The 15,567-nt window shown below is 58.4% G+C and carries 12 protein-coding genes and 1 pseudogene; 7 read left to right on the top strand and 6 right to left on the bottom strand.

The features are described 5' to 3' along the window. The 3 genes and pseudogenes from Q0M74_RS08145 to can all read right to left on the bottom strand — a co-directional run. A pseudogene (locus Q0M74_RS08145) lies at positions 1–99 on the bottom strand (glutamine amidotransferase); the annotation flags it as partial. 137 nt (positions 100–236) lie between these two features. Further along, entirely contained in the window at positions 237–803 is a 567-nt protein-coding gene (locus Q0M74_RS08140) for a TetR/AcrR family transcriptional regulator (RefSeq protein WP_293953264.1), read from the bottom strand. Between the two features lie 213 nt (positions 804–1,016). Next, the gene (gene can / locus Q0M74_RS08135) at positions 1,017–3,833 is read right to left on the bottom strand and encodes an aconitate hydratase (protein WP_293953262.1); all 2,817 of its coding nucleotides are present in this window, start codon (positions 3,831–3,833) and stop codon (positions 1,017–1,019) included. Between the two features lie 389 nt (positions 3,834–4,222). On the opposite strand from can, the gene Q0M74_RS08130 reads away from it, so the two are divergent. The 3 genes from Q0M74_RS08130 to Q0M74_RS08120 all read left to right on the top strand — a co-directional run bounded on the left by Q0M74_RS08130 (position 4,223) and on the right by Q0M74_RS08120 (position 8,364). Continuing rightward, a complete protein-coding gene (locus Q0M74_RS08130; RefSeq protein WP_293953260.1) occupies positions 4,223–4,726 on the top strand; it encodes a DUF6676 family protein in 504 nt (167 codons plus the stop codon). A gap of 571 nt (positions 4,727–5,297) precedes the next feature. Next, positions 5,298–7,178: a DIP1281 family NlpC/P60 protein gene (locus Q0M74_RS08125; RefSeq protein WP_366088057.1), complete on the top strand. Its 1,881-nt coding sequence runs from the start codon at positions 5,298–5,300 to the stop codon at positions 7,176–7,178. A gap of 73 nt (positions 7,179–7,251) precedes the next feature. After that, positions 7,252–8,364 (top strand): ferrochelatase, encoded by a 1,113-nt coding sequence (locus Q0M74_RS08120; RefSeq protein ID WP_293953256.1) that lies wholly within the window; start codon positions 7,252–7,254, stop codon positions 8,362–8,364. A 13-nt stretch (positions 8,365–8,377) separates the two neighbouring features. Here the strand turns inward: Q0M74_RS08120 and Q0M74_RS08115 are convergent, their stop codons facing one another. Further along, positions 8,378–9,154 (bottom strand): hypothetical protein, encoded by a 777-nt coding sequence (locus tag Q0M74_RS08115; protein WP_293953253.1) that lies wholly within the window; start codon positions 9,152–9,154, stop codon positions 8,378–8,380. A 45-nt stretch (positions 9,155–9,199) separates the two neighbouring features. Here Q0M74_RS08115 and Q0M74_RS08110 point away from each other — a divergent pair, with 45 nt between their 5' ends. The 3 genes from Q0M74_RS08110 to Q0M74_RS08100 all read left to right on the top strand — a co-directional run bounded on the left by Q0M74_RS08110 (position 9,200) and on the right by Q0M74_RS08100 (position 12,021). Then, the gene (locus tag Q0M74_RS08110) at positions 9,200–10,045 is read left to right on the top strand and encodes a DUF3097 domain-containing protein (protein WP_293953251.1); all 846 of its coding nucleotides are present in this window, start codon (positions 9,200–9,202) and stop codon (positions 10,043–10,045) included. A 113-nt stretch (positions 10,046–10,158) separates the two neighbouring features. After that, on the top strand, positions 10,159–10,587 hold the full coding sequence (locus Q0M74_RS08105) for an NfeD family protein (protein ID WP_293953249.1): 429 nt from the start codon (positions 10,159–10,161) through the stop codon (positions 10,585–10,587). Between the two features lie 117 nt (positions 10,588–10,704). After that, positions 10,705–12,021 (top strand): SPFH domain-containing protein, encoded by a 1,317-nt coding sequence (locus tag Q0M74_RS08100; RefSeq protein WP_293953247.1) that lies wholly within the window; start codon positions 10,705–10,707, stop codon positions 12,019–12,021. Between the two features lie 83 nt (positions 12,022–12,104). Here Q0M74_RS08100 and Q0M74_RS08095 read toward each other — a convergent pair whose 3' ends face one another. Both Q0M74_RS08095 and Q0M74_RS08090 read right to left on the bottom strand, forming a co-directional pair. Then, on the bottom strand, positions 12,105–12,701 hold the full coding sequence (locus Q0M74_RS08095) for a MarR family transcriptional regulator (protein ID WP_293953245.1): 597 nt from the start codon (positions 12,699–12,701) through the stop codon (positions 12,105–12,107). A gap of 67 nt (positions 12,702–12,768) precedes the next feature. Beyond that, positions 12,769–13,557 carry a TVP38/TMEM64 family protein gene (locus tag Q0M74_RS08090; RefSeq protein ID WP_293953243.1) on the bottom strand — a complete coding sequence of 263 codons (789 nt, stop codon included), beginning with the start codon at positions 13,555–13,557 and terminating at the stop codon, positions 12,769–12,771. Between the two features lie 252 nt (positions 13,558–13,809). Here Q0M74_RS08090 and Q0M74_RS08085 point away from each other — a divergent pair. After that, a partial coding sequence (locus tag Q0M74_RS08085; RefSeq protein WP_293953241.1) for a methylmalonyl-CoA mutase family protein occupies positions 13,810–15,567 on the top strand: 1,758 nt, incomplete at its 3' end.

Below are 15,567 nucleotides of genomic sequence, written 5' to 3'. Positions count from 1 at the left end.
TTCCTCAGGCTTGAGACCTGTTGACTGCAGGAAATCACGACGTTCGGCGGCTGCGACAGCTTCGCCCTGCCGGGGCTGAACAAGAAGAACTGAAACCATACCGCTTAGTCTAGTTGGTGGTCTGTTAAACACAGAATCAACCGTTAGGCATGTAAGAAACCCCAGCTCACATGGTTATGTGAGCTGGGGTTTATCACTGTCGAGCCACCCCTTGAGGGGCATGTTCAATAAAATTTCTAGTCAGGGCGACGGACTGATGTTTCCACCAGATCCAGAACTTCTGACAACCCTTCAGTGGAGGCGCCGGTGGCCAGCCGTGAGATGAAGCCGTCCATCACAGTCTCCAGATAGAGGTGGAGTACCTCGATGGGGACGTCGGTACGCATCCGGCCCTTCTCGGCATTATGTGCTAGACGGACGCGGACTGCTTCATCCAGCACACTCTGGTGATCTGCCCACTTGGCGCGGAAGACCGGATCAGTGCGCAGCTGCTTGGAGATCTCTAGACGGATGGAGAGCCAGTCATAGCGCTCCGGATCTATAAGCATGCCTCGCATGACTTCGACTAGACCTTTTTCCGACACGGTTTCCGCCATGCGCGCAGCGTCCTCGCGAGCCAATGCGAGGAACAACTTTTCCTTATCGCCGAAGTGATGGAAGATAGCGCCCCGGGACTTGCCGGTGGCCTCCTCCAGACGTCGTACAGTGGCGCCTTCGTAACCGTGTTCCGCAAAGCACCGTCGGGCGCCTTCCAGGATTTCCTGGCGACTGTTGAGTGGCTTTTCGCCTGTCGCAACGGACACGTGTTCTCCTTAGTAGGGGATGCATACGCACTGGTGGGGCGTATGCTGAGAATATTTTATGAAAGTGGAGGTACAACAATGGGGCCCCACCTCAAGTTATCCGCCATTGTTGTTCACAATAAGCGGGCTTGGGTGGTGGGGCCCCATGTCACCGTCCCCACCTAGAGGATCAGATCCTCTAAACGGACACGGTTGGTGACAGCGTTCTTCGGATTAGGAAGAAGCAGCCATCTGGCGCAGGACGTACTGCAGGATACCGCCGTGGCGGAAGTAGTCAGCCTCGCCAGGGGTGTCGATACGGACGACAGCGTCGAATTCGACCTTGTCACCGTTCTCCTTGGTCGCGACGACCTTGACGGTGCTCGGGGTGGTGCCCTCGTTGAGAGCAGTCAGACCGGAGATGTCGAAGGTCTCGGTGCCGTCGAGTCCGAGGGACTCATGGGACTGGCCTGCAGGGAACTGCAGTGGGATGACACCCATGCCGATGAGGTTCGAGCGGTGGATACGCTCGAAGGACTCGGTGATGACTGCGCGGACGCCGAGCAGGCTGGTGCCCTTGGCAGCCCAGTCACGGGAAGAACCGGTGCCGTATTCCTTACCAGCGAGGACGACCAGCGGGATGCCGGCTTCCTTGTAGTTGACGGAGGCATCGTAGATGAAGGCCTGTGGGCCGCCATCCTGGGTGAAGTCGCGGGTGTAGCCACCTGCGATGTCAACCAGCTGGTTCTGGAGGCGGATGTTGGCGAAGGTGCCGCGCATCATGACCTCGTGGTTGCCACGCCTGGATCCCAGAGAGTTGTAGTCCTGACGCTCAACGCCGTGAGCATCCAGGTACTGAGCAGCTGGGGTGCCTGGCTTGATGGAGGAAGCAGGGGAGATGTGGTCGGTGGTGACCGAGTCACCCAGCGTGGCCAGAACGCGTGCGCCCTGGATGTCGGTGACATCCTGTGGCTCTGCGGTCATGCCATCGAAGTAAGGAGCCTTACGGATGTAGGTGGAGTTCTCGTCCCATTCGAAGGTCTTACCGGTTGGAACGCTGAGTTCCTGCCACTGCTTGTCGCCCTTGAAGACGTCAGCGTAGTCAGCTTCGTAGAGCTCGCGGGAGATAGCTTCCTGGATGGTCTCCTCGATCTCCTCGGTGGATGGCCAGATGTCCTTGAGGAAGACATCGTTGCCGTCCTGATCCTGGCCAAGAGCTTCGTTGTCGAAATCGAAGTCCATGGTGCCTGCGATTGCGTAGGCGATGACCATGATCGGGGATGCCAGGTAGTTCATCTTAACGTCAGGGGAGATACGTCCCTCGAAGTTACGGTTACCGGACAGGACTGCTGCTGCAGCCAGATCGTGCTCGTTGATTGCCTCGGAGATTTCCTCTGGCAGTGGGCCGGAGTTACCGATACAGGTGGTGCAACCGAAGCCGGAGAGGTAGAAGCCGAGAGCCTCGAGATCCTTCCAGAGGTCTGCACGCTGGTAGTAGCCGTCAACAACCTGGGAGCCAGGAGCACAGATGGTCTTGACCCATGGCTTGGACTTCAGGCCCTTTTCCGCTGCCTTACGTGCGATCAGGCCAGCGCCGATCATGACGGAAGGGTTGGAGGTGTTGGTGCATGAGGTGATGGATGCGATGGCAACCATGCCGTGGTCGATGGTGTACTCGCCACCCTGTGGGGAGGAGACGGTGACCGGGTTGGACGGACGACCCTGAGCACCCTCAGCGGCGGACTCGCCGGAGCCAGGCCAGGATGCGTTGTAGTTGTCCAGGTCGACGGCGGTCTCAGGCTGTGAGCCACCCTCGTTGGCCATACGCTTTGCAGGGATGGACTGGTCCACCTGAACTGCATCGTCGGTGTAGACGGTGACGTCCTTACGGAACTGCTCCTTGGCCTCGGACAGCAGGATGCGGTCCTGTGGGCGCTTCGGGCCAGCGATGGAAGGAACGACGGTGGAGAGATCCAGCTCGAGGTACTCGGAGTACTCGGCTTCTAGAGCGTCTTCCTCGAGCCACATGCCCTGAGCCTTGGCGTAAGCCTCGACCAGTGCGATCTGCTCTTCCGGACGACCGGTGAGACGCAGGTACTTGGTGGTCTCCTCGTCGATTGGGAACATTGCACAGGTGGAGCCGAACTCTGGGGACATGTTACCGATGGTGGCACGGTTGGCCAGTGGAACAGCCTTGACGCCGGAGCCGTAGAACTCTACGAACTTCTGGACGACGCCGTGGTCGCGCAGCATCTCGGTGATGGTGAGAACCACGTCGGTGGCGGTAACGCCTACTGGGATCTCGCCGGTCAGCTTGAAGCCGACAACACGTGGGATGAGCATGGAGACAGGCTGGCCGAGCATTGCTGCCTCAGCCTCAATGCCGCCAACGCCCCAGCCGAGGATGCCCAGGCCGTTTTCCATGGTGGTGTGGGAGTCAGTACCGATGCAGGTATCTGGGTAGGCAAGGCCATCATTGTCGAAGACAACGCGTGCCAGGTACTCAATGTTGACCTGGTGGACAATGCCGGTTCCCGGAGGGACAACGCGGAAGTTGGAGAATGACTCGGAGCCCCAACGCAGGAACTGGTAACGCTCCTCGTTGCGCTCGTACTCGATTTCAACGTTCTTCTCGAGTGCATCCGGGCGACCGAATGCCTCAACGATGACGGAGTGGTCAATGACCATCTCTGCCGGGTTCAGTGGGTTGACCTCGTCTGGGTTGCCACCGAGGGTTTCCACAGCTTCGCGCATGGTTGCCAGGTCGACCACACAGGGGACGCCGGTGAAGTCCTGCATGAGCACGCGGGCCGGGGTGAACTGGATCTCAATGCTTGGATCGGCAGATGCATCCCAGTTGGCGATGGCCTCGATGTGCTCCTTGGTGATGTTTGCGCCGTCTTCGGTGCGCAGAAGGTTCTCGCCGAGAACCTTGAGGGAGTACGGCAGCTTCTCCATGCCAGGCACTGAAGAGAGAGCGAAGTAGTCATAAGACTTTTCGCCAACCTGCAGAGTGCTCTTAGCATTGAAGGAGTTCTTGCTTTCAGTCACAGTGAGCTCCAATTCTAACTTTTCCAGGGTGAGTTTTTCGTCGGCTGCTGCATCGGCTGAGCCGGCGGAAGGAAAACTTCAGGTTCTTGTACCAATTATGAGGTTAAGGACCCTACGTCCCCATCATCTTAACAGTACGAGCGTTCTGGCGTGAATGCTCGGGGGCTCCGCGTGGCGTTTTCTGCCATCTTTGAAGGGCTGATAACTTGGACAATGTCCATGGGCAGCGGATATGCGAAATGTTAGCGATAGAAGTTGGTGCGTGAGCTGACACGTCCCGGGCCCCCAATTCACCCCCGTATGTGGGAACTCGCATCAATGAGCCACTTTGTTTATATAGGTCGCATGTCTTTTGCGCGTGCGACTCCCCAGAAACTGAAAGGTCATCCGTGATCCCTGAAAACGTAGATATCGACGCCTTGGCCAGGGAGCTGGAGGAAGATGCAGTCGCCATGGGGCAGGCGGCCGGGGAGCAGCACCCCACCCTGGAGCAGGAGTTGATAACTGTCATGGATGAAGCTGCTGAGGGCGATTTCGGGTCCCTGGGTTATGTAGTACTGGACTCCACGCCGGCGGTGACGGCTGATCTGCGTGACATTGCCCAGGAGCTGCTTGGCGCAACCTCCTTGGATACGGTTGTAGTCCGTGCGCCAGGGTCTGCGGCGGTGGTGAGTGATGTCCACTCACGCGCCTCGCTTGAGTCGGCGCAGCGGGAAATGTTGCAGACTTTTGATTATGTCGATGGCGCTTCGTTACTGATTCGTGATGTAACGAATTCGGGGATTGGGGCTATTGATTGGGGGCAGGTGGCCGTCTGGGGGGCAGCTGCATTGCTTATCGTGTTGATCGTCTCTGCAATGTTTGTTCACAAAAGCGTCATTCGGACGCCCTGACTTTCAAATGTCCAGTCTGTGGGCTTGATCCTTTTGTGGGGGTTCCGAGATGTCGGCGCGTCCGGAATTTGCCAAACTTGACAAGCGATTCAATTTGGTGATGAAGATCACACCCCCTCGATGGTGGGGGGTTTCTGCAGGCCAGGCAGTGCAAATTATTGCATGCACTGCGTTTTCGTTGCGTTTTCGTTGCCGAACATGTCTCAAATGTTACCAACGTGGCCTAATGTGCAGATACTGACTCACAAGGTCGAGATTCTAAACTTCATCTAGATGTATCGCCTAGCTTTTCAAGGTTCACGCCTGGAAAACCTGCATATGACAGTTGGGCCGGGTTGAGAGTTCGGGCAAACGGGGAAGCTTGCCGAGAATCTTCACCTCCGCTGAAAGTGTTGTTGTTGCGCAATATCGTCTGGAAGTTTTCTCCACCTGTGTGTCCCGCAATTACTGGTGGAGGACGCCTGCGTTCAGGGCTGGAGTGCTTAATCAAGTGCTTCAACTGGACTCGGCGGGCTTCAGACGAAGAGGAGATTACGTGGCAGGAAATGCTTCACGTCGCCCGTTTTCACGGATGGGTACCGGTCTGGTCGGCCGGTCTTTTCGTGCAGGCGCCATAAGCCGTGTACTGATCGTGGTCGCTGTCAGCGGAAGCATGGTGGCAGGACTGGCTCCAGCAACCGCACAGCCGAGCAACCCGGATGATGCGAGTATCGCCCAGGCGCAGGCAACTGTTGAGGCTGGAAATGGGGAAGTTTCCCGCCTCGCTGGTTCACTGTCGGAAACTGATGCAGAGATCAGCAAGCTTGAGCTTGAGATGGGTGGCCTCCGCGAAGCGGTGAATAAGGCTCTCGTCGATCTGCATGATGCACAGGCCGAGGCCGAGCATGCCCGTCAGAACGCTGTCGCAGCCAAGGCGGATCTTGAGGACTCCCAGGCACAGATCGAAGCTGCGCAAGAACGGCTCAATGAGATCTCCCGTGCGGCTTACCGTCAGAACGGCACCTCAAAGGGGCTTGCCGGCATCTCCGGCAATGGAAACACCGAGGACGCCCTTGATCGACAGACCTATCTGCGGACCACCGCTGAGAGGCAGCGTCTGGCGGTGGAGGAACTCGACCGTCTTCGCACTGAAAATGCGAACAAAGAATCAGCCTTACGTGAGGCCCGTATCATTGCGGAGCAGCGTGAGGCTGAAGCTATTGAGCAGGAACGTCTCACTCAGGCAGCCATCGCTGAGAATTCCGAACAGCTCGGTGCGCTGACCACCAGCCGAACCAACCTCGTTGCCCAGCGACAGGAAGCTGAGCGCAACCTCGCTGCTGCTCGTTCCGATGTGGAGAACCTTCAGGGACAGCGTGCGGAGTTTGAGGAATTCCAGCGTGCAGAGGCTGAGCGTGAGCGGGCTGAAGCGGAAGCAGCTGCCGCAGCTGAAGAGAAGCGTAAGGCTGACGAAGCTGCAGCCCGTGCAGCCGCCGAGTCCGAGGCTGCAGCTGCGCAGGCAGCCCAGGAAGCCGCTGCACAACAGGAAGCAGTGACCAGGGAACAGGCTCGACAGCAGGCGGAGGAAGCTAAGGCTGCGGCCCAGCAGGCACAGGAAGCTGCAGCAGTTGCCGCGGCAGATGATGCTGAGGCTCAGGCGCTGAGGGATCAGGCTCTGGCCGCAGCTTCGGTTGCCGCAGCAGCCCTGATTGCTGCCAGCCAGGCTGACCACGCCACCACAGAGAACCCATATCCCTCAGGTGAGGAAGCTGAAGCTGGCGATGTCGCCGCTGTTCAGGTGCCACAGCCTTCTCCTGAGCAGGAAGCACCAGCAGCACCGGAGGAACAGGAGCAGGTTGCTCCAGTGGCGCCGGTAGTTCCTGAGGTTGAGCCAGCAGATGACCTCTGGGCTGAAGATGACTATGTTGCACTGGAGGAGCCAGAGCTTGAGCTTCCAGTGGAGGTGGCCCCTTCTGAAGAGGCCACGGCTGATGCCCCGGTAGATCTCGGTGATCTCACTGATTCCGCATCGGAGATCGTTTCCGGTGACCGTTCAGCCAAGATCGAGGCCGTGATCTCCCGTGCTTCTGCCATGATCGGCACCCCCTATGCGTGGGGTGGCGGTAATGCCACCGGTCCAACCAAGGGCATTCGTGATGGCGGTGTTGCTGACTCCTACGGTGACTACAACAAGGTCGGCTTTGACTGTTCCGGACTGGTTCTCTACGCCTTCGCAGGCGTGGGCATCGCCCTTCCTCACTACACTGGCTATCAGTACCAGCATGGCACCAAGGTCAGCACCTCTGAGATGCAGCGTGGTGACCTGATCTTTTACGGTCCGGGAGCTTCCCAGCATGTGGCTATCTACCTCGGTGATGGGCAGATGCTTGAGGCGCCGAGCTCCGGTTCCACCGTGCAGATCTCCCCAGTTCGCTGGTCTGGAATGACTGAGTACGCTGTGCGACTGATTTAGTCTCACCCTATTAATCGAGCGTCGTCTATGTGCTTTTATGCAATATTGGCCCAATATTGGTAACGTTCACGCTATGAATGTACGCACATCGGACGCAAGCTCAGATGCTTTCGACGCCCTCCTCGTGCTGTCTTTCGGTGGTCCCGAAGGACACGAGGAGGTTCGTCCATTTTTGGAGAATGTCACCCGTGGCAGGGGTATCCCGCCAGAGCGACTCGATGACGTAGCAGTGCACTACCACCACTTCGGTGGAGTCAGTCCACTCAACGAATTGAACCGCGAAATCATCGCGCATGTAGGCAGTGAGCTCAAGTCTCGAGGCTATGACCTGCCGGTCTATTTCGGAAACCGTAACTGGAAGCCTTTTGATAATGAGGCCGCCGAGCAGATGGCTGCCGACGGCATCAAAAATGCACTGGTTCTGGCGACCTCCGCCTGGGGTGGGTACTCCGGCTGTGGCCAGTACCAGGATGATATCAAGGGCATGATCTCCCATCTGGAGAGTATCGATGCTCCAACCATCAAGTTCACCAAACTCCGTCAGTTCTACGATCACCCACGCTTCGTCCACACCATGGCGCGGTTGGTCAGGGACTCTTATGCCAAGTTGCCAGCAGAACTGCGTGATGAGGCACGTCTGGTGTTCACCGCTCACTCCATCCCACTCAACTCTGATGATGCAGAGGGCAACCCGTTTGATGGTTCCCTGTACTCCCGACAGGTTCAGGAGTCTTCAGCACTCATTGCTGAAACAGTAGGAATCTCTGATTTTGATGTGGTGTGGCAGTCACGTTCCGGTAGCCCTCATGTGCCCTGGTTGGAACCGGACATTGTGGACCACGCGGTGGAACTCAATGAGGACAAGGGAGCCAAGGCGCTGGTTGTCTGCCCTGTGGGCTTTATTTCTGATCATATGGAAGTGATCTGGGATCTCGATGCGGAACTCATGGAGGAAGCTGAAAAGCGTGGCATGACCGTGGAACGTGTCGCCACGGTGGGCCCCACCGATGATTTCGCCGCGATGATCGCCGACCTCGTGGAAGAAGCTGAACTCAAGCGCACCATTGAGCGCATGGGTACTCTGCCCATGCGGGGTACCTCCGTCAACGGCAAGCGTTGTGCCGAAGGATGCTGTGAACTGAGGAAGCGTCCCGCCCCAGCGGCTGAAAGCGCTTCTGTTTTCTAGCAGCTACTGAAATCTATGCCCTCGCGAATTCCGCGAGGGCATGGTCAACTCCAGCCATGCGTGCGGTGCGCAGGTGACGCCACAGGGAGATCAGCTGTGGATCTAGGGAGTGATCACCGATGGTGGACTGAACCGTCTCGACGATGGCTGCCACCCGATCAGCCCGGGCAAACAGCTTGGCAGACCGTGGTGGCACTGAGTGGGGAAGGCCCGGTGTGTCATAGAAGTCTGACAGGGCCCCCACCGTCAGGCGGGGATTTTTCAGGGAGTTCGGGGCCAGTGAGGAATAGGCGGTGCCTTCAATGATCGTGGCTGCCTCGCGGGTCGCTTGGCTCAACATCTGATCTGCCTCGCCGGGGGAGACTGCGGCACCCATGGGCAGGGGACCATCCACTGCTATCCATTCCCAGTCAGTGGCGTCGGAACCACGCGCGGGGATCAAGGCAAAGGAACTTAAAGGATCTGTGGTCCGAATCAGCAGGGCGCCCTCACCGGAGCGGGCCGCCTTGGCGGCAGCCTCAGAGCCTGCGGGCAACAGTGGAGCCTCTCCTGGGCCGGACAGCACCAGGGAGATGATGGGGCCGGTGAAGGGGGCGTCGATAAGCGGCTCCAGGGTGCCCCGTGCACACCGCAACAGATCCAGCAGACCGCCGTCCTGGAAGGTGTGGGGGCCGCCTAAGTCCACGAACGCATCGATGACGTCCTCGGTGAGCACCAGGTCATAAACCCAGGCGCCGAGCCATACGGCGGTGTTCTGCAGGGGGGAATAAACATTTGCGCGGATTTCCATATCGGGAGGAAAGTCTATCCCACGGATTCGCTAGGGTATATCACCATGAGCTTCTCAGATCCTTATGCAGGCGACATCTTTGGTGGACATTCCCGGAACAAGGCTCCGGAGTATCCCAGCGTTCCGGCAACACCCGGGCTGGTGGTGGAGGTCCGCGCGGATGGTTATGTGGGCGCGGTGACCGGTTTTGAACGCACTTACGACGGTGATTTCCTCCGATTGGAGGACCGTCGCGGTAGGGAACAGCTGTACAAGCTGCGTAAGGGTGCCTTCATGGTGGATGGTCAGATTGTCACTCTGACCCGCCATGTGCCCAAGCAGGAACCCCGCAGGTCTAATTCCGGTTCCCGACGTGTGGAGAATGTTCAGGCCAAGGTGGCAGCACCGTCACGGATCTGGGTAGAGGGCATCCATGATGCCGCCATCGTGGAAAAGGTTTGGGGTCATGACCTGCGTGTGGAAGGGGTGGTGGTGGAGTACCTGGAGGGACTGGACAATCTGCCGGAGAAACTAGCTGAATTCCAGCCCGGACCGGGACGTCGCATCGGCGTCCTGGCGGACCACCTGGTGGAAGGCTCTAAGGAAACCCGGATGACCAGGTCGCTCGGACCTGATATCGCCGTGACCGGCCACCCGTATATCGATATCTGGGCTGCGGTGAAGCCGGAACGCCTGGGCCTGCGTACCTGGCCTGATGTGCCCTATGGTGAAGACTGGAAGACCGGTATCTGCCGCAGGGTTGGCTGGTCTGATCCGAAGGAGGGGTGGCACCGTGTTTATGGTGCGGTGAATTCCTTCCGGGATCTTGATCACACTCTCATCGGAGCTGTGGAGCGACTGGTTGATTTTGTCACCAATCATGACCTCACCAAGGAGGATGTACTGGCCTAGTCCAGTGTGCAGGGATGACCGCCAGTAGCAGCGGGGAAGGGAAGCTTATTTCTGGGCTGTGCATCCTGCATTTTCGCCAACCGGATGGGGGCCATTTCTGTACGGTGGTGTGCGTGGGAGCAATCATTTGGTTTATCGGTGCACTGGTGCTGGCGGGACTCGAGCTGGCAGTCGGTGAATTCACCCTGCTCATGTTGGCTGGAGCAGCCCTGGCCACCGCCGGTGTCTCACTGGCGGGAGTGCCCATCTGGGCTGAGTTCCTCACCTTTGCGGTCTCAGCCTTCGGCCTGCTGTTCTTCCTCCGCCCGGCCCTGAAACGCCGTCTCCATAAGCCTGCCGCCCTGGACACCTCTGTCAGGGCCTTGGTGGGTGAAAATGCCGTGGTCCTGGAAGCAGTGACCGGCAGCAGTGGACAAATTCGCCTCGATGGGTCAATCTGGTCCGCGAGGAGCATGGATCCCGACCACACTTTCCATGAGGGTGATCATGTTGCGGTCATCCGCATTGATGGGGCCACCGCGGTGGTGTGGAAAGACATCTAGAAAGCCTGCTGAAAGATGTCCCCGGTAGATAGGCTCCCTGCTGCCAGGGATCTTCTCAAGGCAGAACAGGCACACAGCCATGACCACTAACTCAGACAAGAAACACCCGGAGGAACCATGATTGGAACAATCCTGGCCGTTGTTTTCCTGGTCTTCGTCGCTCTCGTAGTGATCAAGTCCATCGCCTTGATACCTCAGGGTGAAGCGGCCGTTATTGAAAGGCTCGGGCGTTATACCCGCACCGTTGAGGGCGGGCTGACCTTGCTCGTGCCGTTCATTGACCGGGTGCGTGCCCGGATCGATACCCGTGAGCGCGTGGTCTCCTTCCCGCCACAGGCAGTGATCACACAGGATAACCTGACCGTGGCCATTGACATCGTGGTCACCTTCCAGATCAATGAGCCCAACCGTGCCATCTATGGCGTGGACAACTACATCGTGGGTGTGGAGCAGATTTCTGTGGCCACCCTCCGAGATGTGGTCGGTGGCATGACCTTGGAGGAGACTTTGACCTCCCGTGAGGTGATCAACCGTCGTCTGCGTGGCGAGCTGGACGCTGCCACCACTAAGTGGGGTCTGCGTATCAGCCGTGTGGAGCTGAAGGCGATTGATCCGCCACCATCGATTCAGCAGTCGATGGAGAAGCAGATGAAGGCTGACCGCGAAAAGCGCGCCACCATTTTGACCGCGGAAGGTCAGCGTGAAGCTGACATCAAGACTGCTGAGGGTGAGAAGCAGGCCAAAATCCTCCAGTCCGAGGGTGCCAAGCATGCAGCCATCCTGGCGGCCGAGGCTGAGCGTCAGGCCATGATCCTGCGTGCTGAGGGTGAGCGCGCCGCGCGTTATCTGCAGGCACAGGGTGAGGCGAGAGCCATTCAGAAGGTTAATGCTGCAATCAAGGCTGCGAAGCTCACTCCTGAGGTTCTGGCCTACCAGTACCTGGAGAAGTTGCCGCAGATTGCAGATGGCAAGTCCTCCAAGATGTGGGTCATCCCGAGTCAGTTCAGCGACTCTCTGGAAAGCTTTGCCCGACAGTTCGCCACCCAGGATGATCAGGGTACTTTCCGTTATGAGCCGGTTGCGGTTGATGAGGAGACCAAGGACCTGGCCAATGCGGACAACACAGATGAGTGGTTCTCCACAGAGTCTGATCCGGAGATCGCCGCTGCGGTTGCCGCCGCCAACGCGGTGGCCAATAAGCCGGTTGATCCAGACCCCGCTGAACTTGCTTTAGGGGTCACCCCAAAGGCCAAGTCGAAAAAGAAGGCAGCTGAGCCGGAACCGACACCTCAGCGAGTCCAGGAGCAGCCAGCGATCACCAGCATGCCGGAGTCTGAGGGGGAGGATGAACCCTTGGGTCAGGCAACCCAGGAGTTCCTGCGCAACCGTCAGGCGGAGCAGCAGTGGACGGACGGCCCGGAGGATCGTCCTTAAATCTTCACCGTCAAGAAAGCCCCCTGTATTGTTCCCAGAGCTTCAAGCTCTGAAATAGTACAGGGGGCTTTTGTGTTGGGTTTCTAAATCTTGGCGGAGTGCTCGATGAGGTTGGCAGCCAGCTGCCATCCCGCCTGTTCGGCCTGCCATCCCGCAGCCTGGAGACGTTGGGACATCGCCTGCTTGGAAATGCCGAGTTCTTCCGCGGCTTCATTCTGATTCAGTCCGGAGCGCATGAGGGAGGTGGCTTCCCGGCCTTCGAAGGAGCGCTTGGACAGTACCTGGGACATCAGGGCAAAAGACGCGGAGATGTTGAAGGCGCGGGCGTCGTCACGCCTGGCTCCGACGATGCGCACCTTGACGGCGCCGCTGCGCGCAGTGGGGCGCAGTGCGTCGGTGGCGGTCTTTTTGGCCAGCTCAATCTGGGCTTCATCCTCGTCACTGGGCGTATCGACACTCGGAACCACTCCGATGCCAATGGCCCAGTCACCGGCGGCCAACAGAGCCATGACGACATCACAGGTGGTGGTCGGTGAGGTGATGTGGGCGCGGATATCCTCCACACCCAACAGTTCAAACTCGCCGGCTCCATCCAGGGTGGATAGAGCTTCAGCGAAGCGGCGAACCAATTCAGCCCTCCGGGTGTCCCGACCCCTGTACCTGGCGTGCAATGCCCACATTCGCGGCCAACTCCTTTTCCTCTAGTAAGTCCGTGAGTGAAACTAGCAGCAGTCTATCTTTAAAGTTCTATTTCTCAGACTTGACTGGCAGTCGTTGGTCTAAAAATATCCCGACTATGCCTAAACCGGCCAATAGAACGGTGAATATCAGAGCTGTGCCGCTGCCGGAACTGACGAAGGCATCACCCAGAACCACCGCTGCAATGGTGCCGGGTGCTGATCCCACTGCGGTGGCGATGGTGAAGGCCAGTAGCGGAACACTGGTCAGGGCAGCCACATAATTCAGGATGGAGAAGGGGACCGCAGCGATCATGCGCAGGGACGTGATGGCTAACCAGCCGCGGTGTTTCAGGCGCACGTTGATGCGCTCCATCGCCGGGTGGCTGAGGCGTGGCTTCATCCATTCGCCGAGCAGTCCACGGACAATCATGAAACTGATGACCGCGGAGATCGTGGTGGAGCCCAAGGCCACCAGTGTTCCCAGCCAGGGGCCGAAGAGAATTCCAGATGCCAGGGTCAGGAAAGTACGTGGGATGGGGAACTGGGTGAGGAGGACATACAGTCCGCAGAACAGCCAGACAAAGAGCGGACCGGAGCTCTCAGCCCATGTTCGCAGAGTGGTTATCGAAGGAATATCTACAACAATAGTGATTATTACCACAACTGCGATGCCCCCGAGCGCGAGCAACTTCTTGGCCCGGGACCATTCCCGGACCTCATTCCAGGCATCGGAAAACAGGGTGGAAAAGAAGTGAATCACTGATCTGAGAGCGGAATCTATCCTGCTAGAGGCCTTTTTGGACCGTTTGTCAGACTGTCCACCGGAATGCGGGGTGGAGCCACTCTCAAAGCTCATGGATGACACCTTACAGCCACGACACGGCCTCAAGTAACACCATTGTTTTGCTATACTAGTTATCTGATCTGACCTATCCTTGAGAGTGCACTTGGACACACCTACACCCTTTTTGTTGCGTAGGCGTGTCCAAGGTCCGGCTGGGGCCCTGGGTAACTTTCAGATCAACTGTAAATATATGGTTGATTGCTATGCCTGGAAACCAGCTGGAAAACCACTGGTTCATATATTTCGATGGGAAGTATTTCCACCTTGACTGATCTCAGGAATACCTCACTGCCCGAGGAATTCACCGACAGCCTCAATGCCTGGCACGAGGCTGTTGTGAGTGTTTTTGCACGGGTTAGCAAAAAGGACGTGGCGGATGTGCCCTCCGATGTGTGGAGGAAGCTGATCGTTACCACCAATGACGGTGTTGACATCTCCCCGCTTTATACCCGTGCCGATGAAAATGGCGCACCAACCACTGAGGTTCCGGGTGCTTTCCCATACACCCGCGGAACCACCATTGACACCAACCGTGCAGGTTGGGGAGTCACAGAAACCTTTGGTGCCTATGGTGACAGTGCAGAAGAGGTCAGTAAGCAGATCCTGCATGCTCTCAACTCCGGCACCACCACCGTGTCCCTTGACCTCAAGGGTGATCTCGCCCCGGCAGATCTCAAGGCCACACTCGAGGGTGTCTACCTCAACATGGTGGCATTGAATCTCCAGGCAGGTACCAAGGCTGCTGACGCGGCGGATGCACTTTACGCACTTGCCGACGAAGCCGGCACCGGCCTTGCTTCCGTCAACCTCGGCGTCAGCCCGTTGACCGCAGCTGTGGATGGCTCTGAGTCCGTTGACCTGGATGCCGCTGTTGAACTGGCACGTAAAGCTGCATCCCATGAGAATGTCCGCGCTCTGCTCATCGACGCTGTCTCCCTGTCCAACCAGGGTGCAAGCGATGCCCAAGAAATTGGCTTCGCACTTGCCGCTGGCGTTGAATACGTCCGCGCACTCGTTGAGGCGGGCCTGAGCACCGAACAGGCACTGGGCCAGGTGGCCTTCCGTTTCGCCATCACCGATGACCAGTTCGGCCAGATCGCCAAGCTGCGCACTGCACGTCGCCTCTGGGCACGCATCAGTGAAGTGCTTGGTCACCCCGAACTGGGTGCTGCACCTCAGCATGCCGTCACCGCGCCGGTGATGTTCAGCCAGCGTGACCCATGGGTCAACATGCTGCGAAGCACCGTTTCCGCCTTCGCCGCCGGCGTCGGTGGAGCAACAGATGTTGAGGTGTTGACCTTCGACTCCGCCATCCCCGGCGGTATCCCCGGCACCTCACGTAACTTCGCCCACCGCATCGCACGTAACACCAACCTCCTGCTGCTGGAGGAGTCTCACCTGGGCCATGTCATCGACCCGGCCGGTGGCTCTTACTATGTGGAAGCCTTCACCAATGACCTCGCGGAGAAGGCCTGGGCCATCTTCGCTGATGTTGAGGCTAAGGGCGGCTACCGTGCTGAGTTGGCCAACGGCGCCATCAACAAGGCTCTCGATGAGATGCATGAGGCTACCCGCGCTGAGGTTGCCTCCCGTAAGAAGCAGCTGACCGGCATCAATGAGTTCCCGAACCTGGCTGAGGCACCCCTGGCGCCTGAGCTGCGCAATGAACCAGCAGGCGTTCGCCGCTGGGCTGCGGAGTTCGAGGCACTGCGCAACCGCTCGGATGCCTTCCTGGAAGCCAAGGGTGAGCGTCCCACCATCGGACTGATCCCTGTGGGACCACTATCCAGGCACAATATCCGTACCGGTTTCACCACCAACCTCCTGGCATCCGGCGGCATCGCCGTGAGCAACCCAGGTGAGGTTGTCCCTGGAACCCCTGAATTTGAGGCTGCAGCCACCACCGACATCGTGGTCATCTGCGGAACCGATCAGGAATACGCAGCAACAGGGGAGTCGGTCGTCGAGAAGCTCCGTGAAGCAGGGGTCAAGCAGATCCTGCTCGCGGGCGCACCGACAAGC

Origin of the sequence: uncultured Corynebacterium sp., assembly GCF_945649885.1 — a bacterium.
Taxonomy (GTDB): domain Bacteria; phylum Actinomycetota; class Actinomycetes; order Mycobacteriales; family Mycobacteriaceae; genus Corynebacterium.
Note: the sequence above shows the minus strand (reverse complement) of the source record. Positions and strands in the feature narration are given on the sequence as shown.